Raw genomic sequence first — 16,514 nt, 5'->3', positions numbered from 1 at the left:
TCACGGCATGACGCCGTCTGACTGTAACAGTGAGCGAAACGGGCGGGCTCTCCTCATGGGGAGAACCCGCCCGACGATCGCTTCGGATCCTGCAGTTGGCGTCAGGACGCGCTGACGGAACCGCCGGCGGCCTCGATCTTGGCCTGGGCCGAGGCGGACACCTTGTCGACGGTCACCTGGACCGCGACGTCGATGTCGCCGCCACCGAGCACCTTGACGGGACGGCCCTTGCGGACCGCACCCTTCTCGACGAGCGTGGCCACGTCGACCGTGCCGCCCTCGGCGAAGAGCTCGGAGATCCGGCCCACGTTGACGACCTGGTACTCGACCCGGAACGGGTTCGTGAAGCCCTTGAGCTTCGGCAGGCGCATGTGGAGCGGGATCTGGCCGCCTTCGAAGCCGGCGGACACCTGGTAGCGGGCCTTGGTGCCCTTGGTGCCACGACCGGCGGTCTTGCCCTTGGAGCCCTCACCGCGACCCACGCGGGTCTTGGCTTTCTTGGCGCCCGGAGCGGGACGCAGGTGGTGCAACTTGATCGCCATGATCAGTCGACCTCCTTAAAGGTGACGAGGTGCGGGATGGTGTTGACCATGCCGCGGATTTCGGGACGGTCCTCGACGACCTTGACGTCGCCGATGCGCTTGAGCCCGAGCGAACGCAGCGTGTTGCGCTGGTTCTGCTCGCGACCGATGCCCGACTTGACCTGGGTGACTTCGAGCTTGCCCATCAGACGGTCACCTCCGCGGTCTCGCCGTGCTTCAGCTTGCCGGCCTTGATCAGGGCGGCGGGGGCGACCTCCTCGACCGTCAGGCCGCGGCGCGTGGCCACGTCCTGCGGCGACTCCAGCGAGCGCAGCGCCTCCACCGTCGCGTGGACGATGTTGATCGCGTTCGAGGAGCCGAGCGACTTGCTCAGGACGTCGTGGATGCCAGCGGCCTCCAGCACGGCGCGGACCGGGCCACCGGCGATGACGCCGGTACCGGGCGACGCCGGGCGCAGGAAGACGACACCGGCCGCCTTCTCACCCTGCACCGGGTGCGGGATGGTGCCCTGGATGCGGGGGACGCGGAAGAAGGACTTCTTCGCCTCCTCGACACCCTTGGCGATGGCCGTGGGAACTTCCTTGGCCTTGCCGTAGCCGACACCGACCTGGCCGTCGCCGTCACCGACGATGACCAGCGCGGTGAAGCTGAAGCGCCGGCCGCCCTTGACGACCTTGGCCACACGGTTGATCGTGACGACCTTCTCGATGTAGTTGGACTTCTCGGCGTTGCGGTCGCCGCGGCCTCCGCGACGCTCGCCACCCTGTCGGCGCGTGCTCATGCGGCACTCCCCTTGTTCGTCGTGATGGTCATCAGAACTCCAGTCCGCCCTCGCGGGCGCCGTCGGCCAGCGCAGCGACGCGACCGGCGTACTTGTTGCCCGCGCGGTCGAACACCACCGAGCCGACACCGGCAGCCTTGGCGCGATCGGCGAGCAGCTCGCCGACCTTCTTGGCCTTGGCCGTCTTGTCGCCCTCGAACGAACGCAGGTCCGACTCCATGGTGGAAGCCGACGCGAGCGTGTGTCCCTCGAGGTCGTTGACGACCTGCGCGACGATGTGCTTGCTCGAGCGGGTGACGACCAGGCGAGGACGCTCGGCCGAACCCTGGATCTTCTTGCGGCCACGGATCTGGCGGCGCTGACGCGACGCGACCCGACCCGCAGTGTGCTTGGCGTGCTTGATCGAGATTGCCATGGCTTACTTACCAGCCTTTCCGGCCTTGCGCAGGATGCGCTCTCCCGCGTACCGCACGCCCTTGCCCTTGTAGGGCTCCGGCTTGCGGATCTTGCGGATGTTGGCGGCGACCTCGCCCACGACCTGCTTGTCGATGCCCGAGACGGTCAGCTTGGTCGGACCCTCGACGGTGAACGTGATGCCCTCGGGCGCCATGAACGGCACCGGGTGGCTGAAGCCGAGGTTCAGCTCGATCTCCGACGGGCCCTTGGGGAGCACGCGGTAACCGACGCCGACGATCTCGAGCTTCTTCTCGTAGCCCTCGGTGACACCGATGACCATGTTGTTGACCAGCGTGCGGGACAGGCCGTGAAGGGCCTTGCTGCGACGCTCGTCGTTGGGACGCTCGACCGCCAGCGCGCCGTCATCGTCCTTGCGGACGGTGATGGGCTCGGCGACGGTGTGCGAGAGCTGGCCCTTGGGACCCTTGACCGTGACGGTCTGGCCGTCGATGTTGACGTCGACGCCGGAGGGGACGGCGACGGGGAGCTTGCCGATGCGCGACATGTTCAGTCCTCTCTCGTCACCAGACGTAGGCGAGGACTTCCCCACCCACTCCGTTGTTGTTGGCCTGACGGTCGGTCTGCAGACCCTGGCTCGTGGAGATGATCGCCACGCCCAGGCCGCCGAGGACCTTCGGAAGGTTGTTGGACTTGGCGTAGACGCGCAGCCCCGGCTTGCTGATGCGGCGGATGCCGGCAATCGAGCGCTCGCGGTGCGGGCCGTACTTGAGGGTGATGGTCAGCGACTTGCCGACCTCGCCCTCGGTCGGCTCGGCCACGGCGTAGTCGGTGATGTAGCCCTCCTGCTTCAGGATGGCGGCGACGCCCTCCTTCAGCTTGGAGTGCGGCATCGTGACGGCGTCGTGGTACGCCTGGTTGCCGTTGCGGACACGCGTGAGCATGTCCGCGATCGGATCGGTCATCGTCATTTCAGTGTGTTCCGTTTCTCGCTGCGGTTTCCGTCTCGTCCGGCCGTGGGCCGTGGGAGGGGACCTGCTGCGGTGTGAAGTGGTTTCTTAAAGTCGCGCGATTACCAAGAGGACTTCGTCACGCCGGGCAGCTCGCCCCGGTGCGCCATCTCCCGCAGGCAGATGCGGCACAGGCCGAACTTGCGGTAGACGGAGCGGGGACGGCCGCAGCGCTGGCAGCGCGTGTAGCCACGGACGCCGAACTTCGGCGTACGGGACTGCTTGACCTTCAGACCGGTCTTCGCCATGTCAGTTCTCCTTGTACGGGAAGCCGAGCAGCTTGAGCAGAGCGCGGCCCTCATCGTCGTTGGTGGCCGTGGTGACGACCGTGATGTCCATGCCCCGGCTGCGATCGATCTTGTCCTGGTCGATCTCGTGGAACATGACCTGCTCGGTCAGGCCGAACGTGTAGTTGCCCCGGCCGTCGAACTGCTTGGGCGACAGGCCGCGGAAGTCGCGGATGCGCGGCAGCGCGAGCGTCAGCAGGCGGTCGAGGAACTCCCACATGCGGTCGCCACGCAGCGTGACGTGCGCGCCGATCGGCATGCCCTCACGCAGCTTGAACTGGGCGATGGACTTGCGGGCCTTGGTGACCTGGGGCTTCTGGCCGGTGATGGCCGTGAGGTCCTTGATGGCACCCTCGATGAGCTTGCCGTCGCGGGCCGCCTCACCGACGCCCATGTTGACGACGATCTTGGTCAGGCCGGGGACCTGCATGACGTTGTCGTAGTCGAACTGCTCCCGCAGCGCGGCCACGATCTCCTCGCGGTACTTCGCCTTCAGGCGAGGCGCGGTGGTGGTTGCCATCTCAGATCTCCTTTCCGGTCTTGCGGCTGATGCGGGTCTTCTTGCCGTCGACGACGCCCGAGCCGATCTTGGTGGTGGTCTTGCCGCCGTCGGCGTCGACCACGAGCATGACGTTCGAGACGTGGATCGGGGCCTCGGCGGTGATGATGCCGCCCTCGGTCCCGGTCTGGCCGGCACGCGTGTGCTTCTGGACGCGGTTCACGCCCTCGACGACGACGCGGTCGTTCTCCAGGACGCCGATGATCTTGCCCTCGACGCCCTTGTCCTTGCCGGCGATGACCTTGACCTGGTCACCCTTGCGGATTCCTGCCATCTCAGAGCACCTCCGGAGCGAGCGAGATGATGCGCATGAACTTCTTGTCGCGCAGCTCACGGCCCACGGGGCCGAAGATGCGGGTTCCACGCGGATCGCCGTCCGTCTTGAGGATCACGGCAGCGTTCTCGTCGAACTTGATGTACGAACCGTCAGGACGGCGGCGCTCCTTCGTGGTGCGCACGATGACCGCCTTGACGACATCGCCCTTCTTGACGTTGCCTCCGGGGATCGCGTCCTTGACGGTGGCGACGATCGTGTCGCCGATACCGGCGTAGCGACGACCGGAGCCACCGAGAACGCGGATGCAGAGGATCTCCTTGGCACCCGTGTTGTCGGCGACCTTGAGTCGCGACTCCTGCTGAATCATCTGTCTCTCACTTCGCCTTCTCGAGGATCTCCACGACCCGCCAACGCTTGGTGGCCGAGAGCGGACGCGTCTCCGACAGGAGCACACGGTCGCCGATGCCGGCCGCGTTGGCCTCGTCGTGGGCCTTCAGCTTGATGTTGCGGCGCAGCACCTTGCCGTACAGCGGGTGCTTGAAGCGCTCCTCGATGCTGACGACGACGGTCTTGTCCATCTTGTCGCTGACGACCAGACCCTCACGGATCTTGCGCGAGGAGCGTTCGTTGCTCCCACCTTCATTGGGCACAGTAGTGTCCTTCGTGCTCATGCCTGAACCTCCTCGATGATGCCGAGCTCGCGCTCACGGATGACCGTGTAGATGCGCGCGATGTCCTTGCGCACCGTGCGCAGACGCGCGGTGTTGTCGAGCTGACCGGTGGCGTTCTGGAAGCGCAGGTTGAACAGCTCCTCCTTGGCCTCCTTCAGCTTCGCGGCCAGGTCATCGGCAGTGAGGTCGCGGAGCTCTGCGGTGTTGCTTGCCATCACAGGTCTCCTGTCTCGCGGGTGATGAAGCGTGCCTTCATGGGCAGCTTGTGGATCGCGCGGCGCATCGCCTCACGGGCGACCTCCTCGGTGACACCGGAGAGCTCGAACATGACACGGCCGGGCTTGACGTTCGCCACCCACCACTCGGGCGAGCCCTTGCCGGAGCCCATGCGGGTCTCGGCGGGCTTCTTGGTCAGCGGACGGTCCGGGTAGATGTTGATCCAGACCTTGCCGCCACGCTTGATGTGACGGGTCATGGCGATACGAGCGGACTCGATCTGACGGTTGGTCACGTAGTGACCCTCGACCGCCTGGATGCCGAACTCGCCGAAGGCCAGCTCGGTGCCGCCCTTGGCCATGCCGCGGCGCTTGGGGTGGTGCTGCTTGCGGTACTTGACGCGACGAGGCATCAACATCAGGACTCAACTCCTTCAGTGGCCGCGGGAGCAGCTGCGGGAGCCGCCTCGGTGGCGGCCGGAGCAGCGGCGGGAGCGGCGTCACGAGCGGGACGACGGGCGCCGCCACGCTCACCACGGCCGGGACGACGGCTGCCCGGAGCAGCCGCGCGACGGGCCGCCTCGGCCTCGCGCTCGGCCCGGGTACCGGCGACCTCGCCCTTGTAGATCCAGACCTTCACGCCGATGCGGCCGAAGGTCGTCTTGGCCTCGTAGAAGCCGTAGTCGACGTCGGCGCGCAGCGTGTGCAGCGGGACGCGACCCTCGCGGTAGAACTCCGAGCGGCTCATCTCGGCGCCGCCGAGACGACCCGAGCACTGGATCCGGATGCCCTTGGCGCCCGAACGCATCGTGGTCTGCATCGCCTTGCGCATGGCACGACGGAACTGCACACGACCGGACAGCTGCTCGGCCACGCCCTGCGCGACGAGCTGGGCGTCCATCTCGGGCTGCTTGACCTCGAGGATGTTCAGCTGGACCTGCTTGCCGGTCAGCTTCTCCAGGTCGCCGCGGATGCGGTCGGCCTCGGCGCCACGGCGACCGATGACGATGCCCGGACGCGCCGTGTGGATGTCCACGCGGACGCGGTCACGGGTGCGCTCGATCTCGACGCGGCTGATGCCGGCGCGATCCATGCCCTTGGTGAGCAGGCGGCGGATCTTGACGTCCTCACCGACGTAGCTGGAGTACAGCTTGTCGGCGTACCAGCGGCTCTTGTGATCCGTGGAGATGCCCAGGCGGAAACCGTGCGGGTTGATCTTCTGACCCATGTCAGTTGCCACCCTTCTTCTCGTCGGTTGCGGGTTCGACGACCACCGTCAGGTGGCTCGTGCGCTTGAGGATGCGGTTGGCCGCACCCTTGGCGCGCGGGCGCCAGCGCTTCATCGTCGGGCCCTCGTCGACCAGCACGGTGGTGATGACCAGGGTCGAACGATCCAGTCCTTCGGTGGTCTCGGCGTTCGAGGCAGCCGAGTCGACCAGCTTGTAGAAGTTCTCGGCCACAGCCTGCGGCTGGAACTTCAGCATGGTCAGGGCGTCCTCGACGCGCGATCCGCGGATCAGGTCGGCGACACGGCGCGACTTCTGCGCGGTGACGCGGACGTACCGCGCCACGGCGAAGGCGCCGGGGCGGTCGCCGAGCAGGCGCGCGCGGCGCTCGCTCACGTTGTCACGGGTGGTGGCACTCATCGGCGCTTCGCCTTCCGGTCGTCCTTCTCATGGCCCTTGAACGTGCGGGTGGGAGCGAACTCCCCCAGCTTGTGGCCAACCATCGAGTCGGTGATGAACACGGGAACGTGCTTGCGGCCATCGTGCACGGCGATCGTGTGTCCGATGAAGGACGGCAGGATCATCGAGCGACGGGACCAGGTCTTGATCACGTTGTGGGTCTCGGCCGCGTTCTGAGCGTCCACCTTCTTCTCGAGGTGGCCGTCAACGAAGGGACCCTTCTTCAAACTACGAGGCATCTTTTTCTCCAGGTCCTCTCTCAGCGACCGCTCTTGCGGCGGCGGACGATCATCTGGTCGCTGGCCTTGCGCTTGCGCGTACGGCCCTCGGGCTTGCCCCACGGGCTGACCGGGTGACGGCCACCGGAGGTCTTGCCCTCACCGCCACCGTGCGGGTGGTCGATCGGGTTCATGGCGACACCACGGACGGTCGGGCGCTTGCCCTTCCAGCGGTTGCGGCCGGCCTTGCCCCAGTTGATGTTCGACTGCTCCGAGTTGCCGACCTCACCGATGGAGGCGCGGCAGCGGACGTCGACGTAGCGCATCTCGCCGGAGGGCAGGCGCAGCTGCGCCTTCGAGCCCTCCTTGGCGACGAGCTGCACCTTGGCACCGGCGGAGCGGCCCATCTTGGCGCCGCCACCGGGACGGAGCTCGATCGCGTGGATCGTGGTGCCGACCGGGATGTTGCGCAGCGGCAGGTTGTTGCCGGGCTTGATGTCGGCGCCGGTACCGGCCTCGACCGCCATGCCCTGCTTCAGACCCTCGGGCGCGATGATGTAGCGCTTCTCGCCATCGGCGTAGTGCAGCAGCGCGATGCGGGCGGTGCGGTTGGGGTCGTACTCGATGTGAGCGACCTTGGCCGGCACGCCGTCCTTGTCGTAGCGCTTGAAGTCGATGACGCGGTAGGCGCGCTTGTGGCCACCACCCTGGTGACGGGTGGTGATCCGGCCCTGGTTGTTGCGGCCGCCCTTCTTGGGCAGCGGCTCGACCAGCGACTTCTCGGGCGTCGTACGCGTGATCTCGGCGAAGTCCGCCACGCTCGAGCCGCGACGGCCCGGCGTGGTGGGCTTGTACTTGCGAATAGCCATGTCTCAGTCAGTCCTTCAGCTCGGGCTCGAGAAGATGTCGATGCTCTGGCCCGCGGCCACGCTGACGACGGCGCGCTTGGTGTCCTTGCGCTTGCCTTCGCCGTTGCGGGTGCGACGGGTCTTGCCCTTGCGGTTGATCGTGTTCACACCGGTGACCTTGACCCCGAAGATCTCCTCGACGGCGATCTTGATCTGGGTCTTGTTGGCGTCCGGGTGGACCAGGAACGTGTACTTGTTGTCGTCGAGCAGGCCGTAGCTCTTCTCGCTGACCACGGGGGCGATCAGGACGTCCCGCGCGAAGGTTCCGTGGTTGGTCATCAGTTCTCCTCCTGGGCGGTGAACCCGGCGGCCTCGGCGCTCTCGGCGCTGTCGAACCAGACCGTGGCCTCCGTCGCGTCGTACGCGGCGGCACCGGGGGCGACGTAGGTCTTGTCGGCCTCGACGGCCTTGACCTCGTGACCCTTCGGCGCGTTGCCGCTGGCCAGCGGCGCCTTCGAACCCGGGCCGTACGGCTGGGTCTTCGTGGCGCCGGCCTTGGCGTCGTCCTCGGCAACCTCGGCCTTGGCCTCGGTCTTCGCGGCAGCCTGCTTGGGGGCGGACTTCTTGGCCGGCTTGGCCGCGGGGGCGTCAGCCTCGACGACCGCCTGGCTCAGCTTGACCGTCTCGGCACCCTCGGTCGAGCGCGCCGCCACGAAGGCGTCGAACGCGGCCTTCGTGAAGATCACGTCGTCGGCCAGCAGCACGTCGTACGTGTTGAGCTGGTCGAAGGTGAGCGTGGCGATGAACTCGGCGTTGCGCAGGCTCTTGACCGTCAGCGCGTCGTCGCGGTCGACGACCACGAGCACGCGCGCCCGGTTGGAGAGGCCACGCACCGCGGCGAGCGCGGTCCGGGTGGACGGCGCGTCACCGGAGACGAGCGAGTCGATGACGTGCAGGCGACCGCTGCGGGCCCGGTCGGTGAGGGCGCCACGCAGGGCGGCGGCCTTCATCTTCTTGGGCGTGCGCTGGTCGTACGAGCGCGGCGTGGGGCCGTGCACGACGCCACCACCGGCGTACTGGGGAGCGCGGATCGAGCCCTGACGAGCGCGGCCGGTGCCCTTCTGGCGGTACGGCTTCTTGCCGCCGCCGCGGACCTCAGCGCGCGTCTTGACGCTGTGCGTGCCCTGACGGGCAGCCGCGAGCTGTGCGGTGACGACCTGGTGCATCAGCGGGATGCTGACGCGGGCGTCGAAGATGTCGACGGGCAGGTCGACGTCGATGGTCTGTGCCATGTCGGTCAGGCCCCCTTCGCAGCGGAGCGGATGACGACGAGAGCGCCCTTGGCCCCGGGCACTGCGCCCTTGACCAGGATGAGGCCCCGCTCGGTGTCGACCGCGTGGACGGTGAGGTTCTGGGTGGTCACGGTGTCCGTGCCCATGTGGCCCGCCATGCGCAGGCCCTTGAAGACCCGGCCGGGGGTGGCGCAGCCACCGATGGAGCCGGGCTTGCGGTGGTTGCGGTGCGCGCCGTGCGAGGCGGAGACGCCGGCGAAGCCGTGACGCTTCATGACGCCGGCGAAGCCCTTGCCCTTGCTGGTGGCGGTCACGTCGACCTTGTCACCGTTGGCGAAGATCTCCGGGGAGATCTCCTGGCCCAGGGTGTAGTCGGCGACGGCCTCGGTGCGGATCTCCACGACGTGGCGGCGCGGCGTGACGCCGGCCTTCGCGAAGTGACCGGCCTGCGGCTTGTTCAGCTTGCGGCCGTCGATCTCGCCGTAGCCGAGCTGGATGGCGCTGTAGCCGTCGGTCTCGCGGGTGCGGATCTGGGTGACGATGTTGGTCGAGGCCTCGAGGACGGTGACCGGGATGACCCGGTTGTTCTCGTCCCAGACCTGCGTCATCCCGAGCTTGCGACCGAGGAGGCCGCGCGCGGTGAGTGTGCTGCTGCTCATGGTGTGCGTCCCTCCCTCAGAGCTTGATCTCGATGTCGACGCCGGCCGGCAGGTCGAGTCGCATGAGCGAGTCGACGGTCTTGGGCGTCGGGTCGATGATGTCGATGAGCCGCTTGTGGGTGCGCATCTCGAAGTGCTCGCGGCTGTCCTTGTACTTGTGCGGCGAACGGATGACGCAGTACACGTTCTTCTCCGTCGGCAGCGGCACGGGGCCGGCAACCTTGGCGCCGGTGCGGGTCACGGTGTCGACGATCTTCTTCGCCGAGGAATCGATGACCTCGTGGTCGTAGGCCTTGAGCCGGATACGGATCTTCTGTCCCGCCATGCTCTCGCTCGTCCTTTACATTCGTCTTCGCCAGCCCCCGGGTTCGGGGTAGGCAGGCCCCCGTCTCCGTTCCCCGAGGTCGGGCGTGTCGCGGCGCTGACGCGCACAAAGGAACACACACTTCTCGAGTTAGGTGGTTGGACCGGCTCCGCCCCGCCGATGCGGTGCGACTGGCCGGACAACATGGTCTCGGGTTCGGCGCCGACGTTGAGCTGGGCGTGAGTTCCCAACCGCAGGCGCCACCGCGAACATGCCGGGGCAACCTGACCATTCTGACAGACTCCGCCCGCGTAACACAAATCGGGTCGTGCGGGTGTGACCGTGGGCTGCGACACCCGCCCTAGTCGTGGCCGTGGCGCTCCGACTCCAGGTGCCCGGCGGGCTCCAACTGGAACGTCGAGTGGGCCACGTCGAAGTGGTGGCTCAGGCACGTGCACAGGTGGTCGAGCACGTGGTGCGCGTCGGCCATGTCGACGACCGAGTCGTCGACGACGACGTGCGCGCTCATCACCGGCATGCCGCTGGTGATCGTCCAGACGTGCAGGTCGTGCACGTCCACCACGCCCTCCACCCCGAGGATGTGGCCCCGCACCTCGTCGAGGTCGACGTCGCGAGGACTGGTCTCCAGCAGGACCTCGGCCACGTCGCGCAGCAGCGACACCGCGCGCGGGATCACGAGTGCCGCGATCACCAGCGAGGCGATCGGGTCGGCCTCGTGCCAGCCGGTGAGGAGGATGACGACCGCGGACACGATCACGGCGACCGAGCCGACGGCGTCGCCGAGCACCTCGAGGTAGGCGCCACGGACGTTGAGGCTCTCCTTCGAGCCGGCGCGCAGGACGACGAGTCCGACGATGTTGACCGCGAGTCCAACTGCGCCCGCCACCAGGACCCAGCCGCCCTCGATGCTCGGCGGGTCGTCGAGCCGAGCGACGGCGTTCACCGCGATGACGACGCAGATGCCCAGCAGGATCAGCCCGTTGGCGCCGGCGGCGAGGACCTCGGTGCGGTGCCAGCCGTACGTGCTGCGCGGACCGCCGGGCCGCTGGGCGACGGCGATCGCCGCCAGCGCGAGCACCAGTCCGAGCGAGTCGCTGAGCATGTGGCCGGCGTCGGCGAGCAGGGCGAGCGAACCGGTCATCAGACCGACGACGACCTGCACGACCAGGACCCCGAGGGTCAGCGCCAGCACGGCGAGCAGGCGTCCACGGTGCTGGACCCCGGCGCCGTGCGCGTGATCGTGTCCCACACCGCGAGGGTACGGCAGGCCCCTCCCCCGAACGGCACCCGGACATGACAGAACCCCCGGGGCCGAAGCCCCGGGGGTTCTCACGCAGTGCGTGTCAGGTCAGATCACTTGCTGATCTTCGTGACACGGCCGGCGCCGACGGTGCGGCCGCCCTCGCGGATGGCGAAGCGCAGGCCCTCCTCCATGGCGATCGGCTGGATCAGCACGACCGACATCTCGGTGTTGTCGCCGGGCATGACCATCTCGGTGCCCTCGGGCAGCGTGACGACGCCGGTGACGTCCGTGGTGCGGAAGTAGAACTGCGGGCGGTAGTTGTTGAAGAACGGCGTGTGACGGCCACCCTCCTCCTTGGACAGGATGTACACCTGGCCGTCGAACTCCGTGTGGGGAGTCGTCGAGCCGGGGGCGATCACGACCATGCCGCGCTCGACGTCCTCGCGCTTCGTGCCACGCAGGAGCAGTCCGACGTTCTCGCCGGCCTGACCCTCGTCGAGCAGCTTGCGGAACATCTCGATGCCAGTGACGGTCGTGGTCTGCTTGTCCTCACGGATGCCCACGATGTCGACGGTGTCGTTGACCTTGACGATGCCACGCTCGATACGACCCGTGATGACGGTGCCACGACCGGTGATCGTGAAGACGTCCTCGACCGGCATGAGGAACGGCTTGTCCGTCTCACGCGGGGGCAGCGGGATGTACTCGTCGACCGCGTTCATCAGCTCGAGAATCGACTCGCCCCACTTCTCGTCGCCGGTCAGGGCCGGGTGGGCCGCAACCTTGACGACGGGGACGTTGTCGCCGTCGAAGTCCTGCTCGTTGAGCAGCTCGCGAACCTCGAGCTCGACGAGCTCCAGGATCTCCTCGTCGTCGACCATGTCGCACTTGTTGAGCGCCACGACCATGGCCGGCACGCCGACCTGGCGGGCGAGCAGCACGTGCTCACGCGTCTGGGGCATGGGGCCGTCGGTGGCGGCGACCACGAGGATCGCGCCGTCCATCTGAGCCGCGCCGGTGATCATGTTCTTGACGTAGTCGGCGTGACCCGGGCAGTCGACGTGCGCGTAGTGACGGTTCTCGGTCTGGTACTCGACGTGCGAGATGGAGATCGTGATGCCGCGCTGGCGCTCCTCGGGAGCCTTGTCGATCTGATCGAAGGCCGAGGCCTCGTTCAGGTCGGGGTACTTGTCGTGCAGCACCTTGGTGATCGCCGCGGTCAGCGTCGTCTTGCCATGGTCGATGTGACCGATGGTGCCGATGTTCATGTGCGGCTTGGTCCGCTCGAACTTCGCCTTAGCCACTGGGGCCCTCCTGGTTTGGTTTCTCTAGATCTTGTTTGACTGAAACGCCGTGTGGAACGCGTCGGAGCGAACCTCAGGCCACCCTATGCGATGGGGCCGAAGCTCACTCGCCGCGGGCCTTCTTGACGATCTCTTCGGCCACGGCCTTGGGGACCTCGGCGTAGGAATCGAACTGCATCGAGTACGACGCGCGGCCTGAGGTCTTCGACCGCAGGTCACCCACGTACCCGAACATCTCGGACAACGGCACGAGCGCCTTGATCATCTTGGCGCCACCGTAGCCCTCCTCCATGGACTGAACCTGTCCACGACGAGAGTTGAGGTCGCCGATCACGTCGCCCATGTAGTCCTCGGGCGTCGTGACCTCGACGGCGAACATCGGCTCGAGGAGAACCGGGTTGGCCTTGCGCGCTGCTTCCTTGAAGGCCATGTTGCCGGCCAGCTTGAAGGCGAGCTCGCTGGAGTCGACGTCGTGGTAGGCGCCGTCCTCAAGGGTGAACTTGACGTCCACCATGGGGTAGCCGGCGAGGACGCCGAACTCCATGGCGGCCTGGCCGCCGGCGTCGACCGAGGGGATGTACTCGCGCGGGACGCGACCACCCGTGACCTCGTTGACGAACTCGTAGCCACCCTCGCCACCGGCCTCGGGACCGTTGGGCGCCAGGCCGATGACGACCTTGGCGAACTGACCCGAACCACCGGTCTGCTTCTTGTGGGTGTAGCTGTGACCCGTGACCGCCTTGCGGATGGTCTCGCGGTAGGCGACCTGCGGCTTGCCCACGTTCGCCTCGACCCGGAACTCCCGCTTCATGCGGTCGACCAGGATGTCGAGGTGGAGCTCGCCCATGCCGGCGATGATCGTCTGACCCGTCTCCTCGTCCGTGTGGACTTGGAACGTCGGGTCCTCCTCGGCGAGCTTCTGGATGGCGACGCCCAGCTTCTCCTGGTCGCTCTTGGTCTTGGGCTCGATCGCGACCTGGATCACCGGGTCCGGGAAGGTCATCGACTCGAGCACGATCGGGTTGGCCGAGTCGGCCAGCGTCTCGCCCGTGGTGGTGTCCTTGAGGCCCATGACGGCCACGATCTGGCCGGCGCCGACCGACGCGATCTCCTCACGCTTGTTGGCGTGCATCTGGTAGACCTTGCCGATCCGCTCCTTGCGGCCCTTCGTGACGTTGAGCACCTGGGTGCCCGCCTCGAGGCGACCGGAGTAGACGCGCACGAAGGTCAGCTTGCCCAGGTGCGGGTCCGTGGCGATCTTGAAGGCCAGACCGGCGAACGGCGCGTCGTCGGACGGCGGGCGCGTGTCGTTCTTCGACTCGTCCTTGGGATCGAGGCCGACGATGTCGCCGACGTCGATCGGGCTGGGCAGGAAGTCGACGACCGCGTCGAGCAGGGGCTGGACGCCCTTGTTCTTGAACGCCGTGCCGCACAGGACCGGGTTGAGCTTCGCGGCCAGGGTGGCGCGACGAATCGCGGCCTTGAGGTCCTCGACCGAGATGTCCTCGCCCTCGAGGTACGCCATGGCGATCTCGTCGTCGACGTCGGCCAGCGTCTCGAGAAGGTTCTCGCGACCCTCGGCGGCGGCGTCGGCCAGGTCGGCTGGGATCTCCTCGACCGTGTAGTCCTCACCGATCGTCGTCTCGCCGCGCCACGTCAGGGCACGCATGCCGACGAGGTCGACGACGCCCAGGAAGTCCGACTCGGCACCGATCGGCAGCTGCAGGACGAGCGCGGTCGCGCCGAGGCGCTCGCGGATCGTCTTGACGCAGAAGTCGAACGAGGCGCCCGTGCGGTCGAGCTTGTTGACGAAGCACATGCGCGGGACGCCGTACTTGTCGGCCTGACGCCACACGGTCTCGGACTGGGGCTCGACACCGGCGACGCCGTCGAACACCGCGACCGCGCCGTCGAGGACGCGCAGCGAGCGCTCGACCTCGACGGTGAAGTCGACGTGACCGGGGGTGTCGATGATGTTGATCTGGTGGTTCTTCCACCAGCAGGTCGTCGCGGCCGACGTGATCGTGATGCCGCGCTCCTGCTCCTGCTCCATCCAGTCCATCGTGGCGCCACCCTCGTGGACCTCACCGATCTTGTACGTGATGCCGGTGTAGAACAGGATGCGCTCGGTGGTGGTGGTCTTACCGGCATCGATGTGCGCCATGATGCCGATGTTGCGGACCTTGGTCAGGTCGGTGGTGATGTCGGTTGCCACGTGAGGATCAGCCTTCGCAGAGATGGGGTGGGTGGGCGAGCGCGGGGTCACCGCGCTCACGGTCACCAGCGGTAGTGGGCGAACGCCTTGTTGGCTTCGGCCATCTTGTGGGTGTCCTCGCGCTTCTTCACGCTGGCACCCAGGCCATTGCTGGCGTCGAGCAGCTCGTTCTGGAGACGCTCGGCCATGGTCTTCTCGCGACGCTCGGAGCTGTACTTGACGAGCCAGCGCAGCGCGAGAGTGGTCTGACGGCCCGGACGGACGTCGACCGGGACCTGGTAGGTGGCGCCACCGACGCGGCGGCTCTTGACCTCCAGGGCGGGCTTGACGTTGTCGAGCGCGCGCTTGAGGGTGATGACCGGATCGGTGCCGGACTTCTCACGCGTGCCCTCGAGGGCGCTGTAGACGATGCGCTGTGCGACCTGCTTCTTGCCGTCGAACAGCACCTTGTTGATCAGCTGGGTGACCAGCTGACTGCCGTAGACCGGATCGGTCTCGATGGCACGCTTCGGAGCGGGACCCTTGCGAGGCATCAGCTCTTCTCCTTCTTCGCGCCGTAACGGCTGCGAGCCTGCTTGCGGCCCTTGACACCCTGCGTGTCGAGGGAGCCGCGAATGATCTTGTAGCGGACACCCGGGAGGTCCTTCACACGACCACCGCGAACGAGCACGATCGAGTGCTCCTGGAGGTTGTGGCCCTCACCGGGGATGTAGGCGGTCACCTCGGTGCCGCTGGAGAGGCGGACACGAGCGACCTTCCGCAGCGCGGAGTTCGGCTTCTTGGGGGTCGTGGTGTACACGCGGGTGCACACGCCACGCCGCTGGGGCGAACCCTTCAGGGCCGGGGTGTTGGTCTTGACGACCTTGCTCTGGCGGCCCTTGCGGACAAGCTGGTTGATGGTGGGCACTATGCCTCTTCCTGGGAATTCTCCCGTGCAGTCGCGGGCGCGCATACCGCCTCGCGGGTCTTTCTCGATCTCCACCACGGGGGCATCCGACCACCGTGGTCACGGATCATCGGGCCAGGGGCCCTTGTCCGTTCGAACGTCGCACCGACTCACGTCGGGCACGGCTCCCCATACTACCTGAGCCCGCCGCGTCGGGACAAATCGCCTCCACCGGCCGGCAGCGGTCTGGCGTCAGGGGACGCGCGGCCCGTCGAACCAGGCGACGGCCGCACCCGAGGGCGCGACGGCGGACGCCGGCGCCCTGCCCCACAGGGCGAGGTACAGGTCGGTCGCCGTGCCGACGGCCTCGCCCTCGACGTCGATCTCGCGCTGGACGAGGCGCGGCGGCCCCTCGGGGTCGTCCTCGTCGGGCGCGACGATCCAGCTGCGCTCCAGGTCGGTGGCGACGAGACGGACGGGCGCGTGGACGTGGGGCCGCTTCCCGCGGTCGGTCATCCGGCGGCCGAAGACACGGATCACCTCGGCGATCCCGTCCCCCGCGACCTCGGGATCGACGTCCCACGTGAGGTCCGGGCGCCCGCACGCCTGGAGCAGGTCGACCCGGTGGATGCAGGTCTCGTGCAGCTGGCGCCGCGGCCAGAAGGCGGCCACCTCGTCGGTGCGCGAGAAGTTCGGCACCGGCTCGTCGGGATCCACCGCCTGCAGCGCCGCGATGAGGGCCGTGGCGGTGCCGGCGTACCACTCGTCCAGCGGCTCGCCCGCGCGCGCGGCCGGCTCGTCGGGGGTCCGCTGGCCCGACAGCACGATGGCCGCGGCCCACCGGTGGATCGAGCCGAGGTGACGGACGACGTCGGCCGAGGTCCGGCCGGGGCAGGCGGGCACGGGCTCGTCGCCCTCGATGTCCCCGACGAGGGCGGCGAAGCCGGCCATCTCGCGGCCGAGCAGGATCAGCGGGTCTTCCATGGCGCCCATCCTCCCGCTCCACGCCCGACTTTTGTGACGCGGTTCGGCACGCCGAGCCGGATCGAACCGAACGGTGTCACAAAAGTTGCCCCGGGGGCG

Annotated in this window: 27 protein-coding genes; all 27 read right to left on the bottom strand. The window is 67.7% G+C overall.

The features are described 5' to 3' along the window. Window positions 1-101 precede the first annotated feature (101 nt). The 27 genes from rplO to H1W00_RS05660 all read right to left on the bottom strand — a co-directional run bounded on the left by rplO (window position 102) and on the right by H1W00_RS05660 (window position 16,415). Entirely contained in the window at window positions 102-542 is a 441-nt protein-coding gene (rplO, locus tag H1W00_RS05790; protein WP_181754466.1) for a 50S ribosomal protein L15, read from the bottom strand. Between the two features lie 2 nt (window positions 543-544). Beyond that, window positions 545-727, bottom strand: a complete 183-nt coding sequence (rpmD, locus tag H1W00_RS05785) for a 50S ribosomal protein L30 (protein WP_181754464.1) — start codon at window positions 725-727, stop codon at window positions 545-547. Then, window positions 727-1,323: a 30S ribosomal protein S5 gene (rpsE, locus tag H1W00_RS05780; RefSeq protein WP_078699113.1), complete on the bottom strand. Its 597-nt coding sequence runs from the start codon at window positions 1,321-1,323 to the stop codon at window positions 727-729. Before rpsE ends, rpmD begins: the two co-directional genes overlap by 1 nt. A gap of 31 nt (window positions 1,324-1,354) precedes the next feature. Then, window positions 1,355-1,738 (bottom strand): 50S ribosomal protein L18, encoded by a 384-nt coding sequence (rplR, locus tag H1W00_RS05775; protein WP_181754462.1) that lies wholly within the window; start codon window positions 1,736-1,738, stop codon window positions 1,355-1,357. A 3-nt stretch (window positions 1,739-1,741) separates the two neighbouring features. After that, window positions 1,742-2,284: a 50S ribosomal protein L6 gene (gene rplF / locus H1W00_RS05770; protein ID WP_181754460.1), complete on the bottom strand. Its 543-nt coding sequence runs from the start codon at window positions 2,282-2,284 to the stop codon at window positions 1,742-1,744. A gap of 16 nt (window positions 2,285-2,300) precedes the next feature. After that, window positions 2,301-2,708: a 30S ribosomal protein S8 gene (rpsH, locus tag H1W00_RS05765; protein ID WP_181754458.1), complete on the bottom strand. Its 408-nt coding sequence runs from the start codon at window positions 2,706-2,708 to the stop codon at window positions 2,301-2,303. A 101-nt stretch (window positions 2,709-2,809) separates the two neighbouring features. Continuing rightward, window positions 2,810-2,995 (bottom strand): type Z 30S ribosomal protein S14, encoded by a 186-nt coding sequence (locus H1W00_RS05760; protein WP_078699117.1) that lies wholly within the window; start codon window positions 2,993-2,995, stop codon window positions 2,810-2,812. A gap of 1 nt (window position 2,996) precedes the next feature. Then, complete coding sequence (gene rplE / locus H1W00_RS05755; RefSeq protein WP_181754456.1) at window positions 2,997-3,554, bottom strand: 50S ribosomal protein L5; 558 nt, start codon at window positions 3,552-3,554, stop codon at window positions 2,997-2,999. A 1-nt stretch (window position 3,555) separates the two neighbouring features. Next, the gene (gene rplX / locus H1W00_RS05750; protein ID WP_181754454.1) at window positions 3,556-3,867 is read right to left on the bottom strand and encodes a 50S ribosomal protein L24; all 312 of its coding nucleotides are present in this window, start codon (window positions 3,865-3,867) and stop codon (window positions 3,556-3,558) included. A gap of 1 nt (window position 3,868) precedes the next feature. Next, entirely contained in the window at window positions 3,869-4,237 is a 369-nt protein-coding gene (gene rplN, locus H1W00_RS05745; RefSeq protein ID WP_078699120.1) for a 50S ribosomal protein L14, read from the bottom strand. 7 nt (window positions 4,238-4,244) lie between these two features. Continuing rightward, window positions 4,245-4,541, bottom strand: a complete 297-nt coding sequence (rpsQ, locus tag H1W00_RS05740; protein WP_181754452.1) for a 30S ribosomal protein S17 — start codon at window positions 4,539-4,541, stop codon at window positions 4,245-4,247. Then, complete coding sequence (rpmC, locus tag H1W00_RS05735) at window positions 4,538-4,756, bottom strand: 50S ribosomal protein L29 (protein ID WP_078699122.1); 219 nt, start codon at window positions 4,754-4,756, stop codon at window positions 4,538-4,540. The genes rpsQ and rpmC overlap by 4 nt, the downstream gene beginning before the upstream one ends. After that, on the bottom strand, window positions 4,756-5,175 hold the full coding sequence (gene rplP / locus H1W00_RS05730) for a 50S ribosomal protein L16 (RefSeq protein WP_181754450.1): 420 nt from the start codon (window positions 5,173-5,175) through the stop codon (window positions 4,756-4,758). The genes rpmC and rplP overlap by 1 nt, the downstream gene beginning before the upstream one ends. Then, on the bottom strand, window positions 5,175-5,984 hold the full coding sequence (gene rpsC / locus H1W00_RS05725; RefSeq protein ID WP_078699124.1) for a 30S ribosomal protein S3: 810 nt from the start codon (window positions 5,982-5,984) through the stop codon (window positions 5,175-5,177). The genes rplP and rpsC overlap by 1 nt, the downstream gene beginning before the upstream one ends. A 1-nt stretch (window position 5,985) precedes the next feature. After that, window positions 5,986-6,402, bottom strand: a complete 417-nt coding sequence (gene rplV, locus H1W00_RS05720; RefSeq protein WP_181754448.1) for a 50S ribosomal protein L22 — start codon at window positions 6,400-6,402, stop codon at window positions 5,986-5,988. Continuing rightward, window positions 6,399-6,680 (bottom strand): 30S ribosomal protein S19, encoded by a 282-nt coding sequence (rpsS, locus tag H1W00_RS05715; protein WP_078699126.1) that lies wholly within the window; start codon window positions 6,678-6,680, stop codon window positions 6,399-6,401. The genes rplV and rpsS overlap by 4 nt, the downstream gene beginning before the upstream one ends. Window positions 6,681-6,700: 20 nt before the next feature. Beyond that, complete coding sequence (rplB, locus tag H1W00_RS05710) at window positions 6,701-7,528, bottom strand: 50S ribosomal protein L2 (RefSeq protein WP_181754440.1); 828 nt, start codon at window positions 7,526-7,528, stop codon at window positions 6,701-6,703. Window positions 7,529-7,543: 15 nt separating this feature from the next. Then, a complete protein-coding gene (gene rplW / locus H1W00_RS05705; RefSeq protein WP_078699128.1) occupies window positions 7,544-7,846 on the bottom strand; it encodes a 50S ribosomal protein L23 in 303 nt (100 codons plus the stop codon). Then, on the bottom strand, window positions 7,846-8,799 hold the full coding sequence (gene rplD, locus H1W00_RS17000) for a 50S ribosomal protein L4, sunset domain variant (RefSeq protein WP_181754439.1): 954 nt from the start codon (window positions 8,797-8,799) through the stop codon (window positions 7,846-7,848). Before rplD ends, rplW begins: the two co-directional genes overlap by 1 nt. Before the next feature lie 5 nt (window positions 8,800-8,804). Then, entirely contained in the window at window positions 8,805-9,458 is a 654-nt protein-coding gene (gene rplC / locus H1W00_RS05695; RefSeq protein ID WP_181754437.1) for a 50S ribosomal protein L3, read from the bottom strand. Window positions 9,459-9,474: 16 nt separating this feature from the next. Then, on the bottom strand, window positions 9,475-9,783 hold the full coding sequence (gene rpsJ, locus H1W00_RS05690) for a 30S ribosomal protein S10 (RefSeq protein ID WP_078699131.1): 309 nt from the start codon (window positions 9,781-9,783) through the stop codon (window positions 9,475-9,477). Between the two features lie 340 nt (window positions 9,784-10,123). Then, a complete protein-coding gene (locus tag H1W00_RS05685; RefSeq protein WP_181754435.1) occupies window positions 10,124-11,032 on the bottom strand; it encodes a cation diffusion facilitator family transporter in 909 nt (302 codons plus the stop codon). A 104-nt stretch (window positions 11,033-11,136) separates the two neighbouring features. Beyond that, window positions 11,137-12,330, bottom strand: a complete 1,194-nt coding sequence (tuf, locus tag H1W00_RS05680; RefSeq protein ID WP_181754432.1) for an elongation factor Tu — start codon at window positions 12,328-12,330, stop codon at window positions 11,137-11,139. Window positions 12,331-12,433: 103 nt separating this feature from the next. Further along, window positions 12,434-14,545 (bottom strand): elongation factor G, encoded by a 2,112-nt coding sequence (fusA, locus tag H1W00_RS05675; protein ID WP_181754430.1) that lies wholly within the window; start codon window positions 14,543-14,545, stop codon window positions 12,434-12,436. A 62-nt stretch (window positions 14,546-14,607) separates the two neighbouring features. After that, entirely contained in the window at window positions 14,608-15,078 is a 471-nt protein-coding gene (gene rpsG, locus H1W00_RS05670) for a 30S ribosomal protein S7 (RefSeq protein WP_078699135.1), read from the bottom strand. Next, window positions 15,078-15,452 carry a 30S ribosomal protein S12 gene (rpsL, locus tag H1W00_RS05665; protein WP_019143662.1) on the bottom strand — a complete coding sequence of 125 codons (375 nt, stop codon included), beginning with the start codon at window positions 15,450-15,452 and terminating at the stop codon, window positions 15,078-15,080. Before rpsL ends, rpsG begins: the two co-directional genes overlap by 1 nt. A 231-nt stretch (window positions 15,453-15,683) precedes the next feature. Further along, complete coding sequence (locus H1W00_RS05660) at window positions 15,684-16,415, bottom strand: maleylpyruvate isomerase family mycothiol-dependent enzyme (protein WP_181754428.1); 732 nt, start codon at window positions 16,413-16,415, stop codon at window positions 15,684-15,686. Window positions 16,416-16,514: the final 99 nt, after the last annotated feature.

Origin of the sequence: Aeromicrobium phoceense, assembly GCF_013868155.1 — a bacterium.
GTDB lineage: Bacteria > Actinomycetota > Actinomycetes > Propionibacteriales > Nocardioidaceae > Aeromicrobium > Aeromicrobium phoceense.
This window is presented reverse-complemented; position numbering and strand designations above follow the sequence as displayed.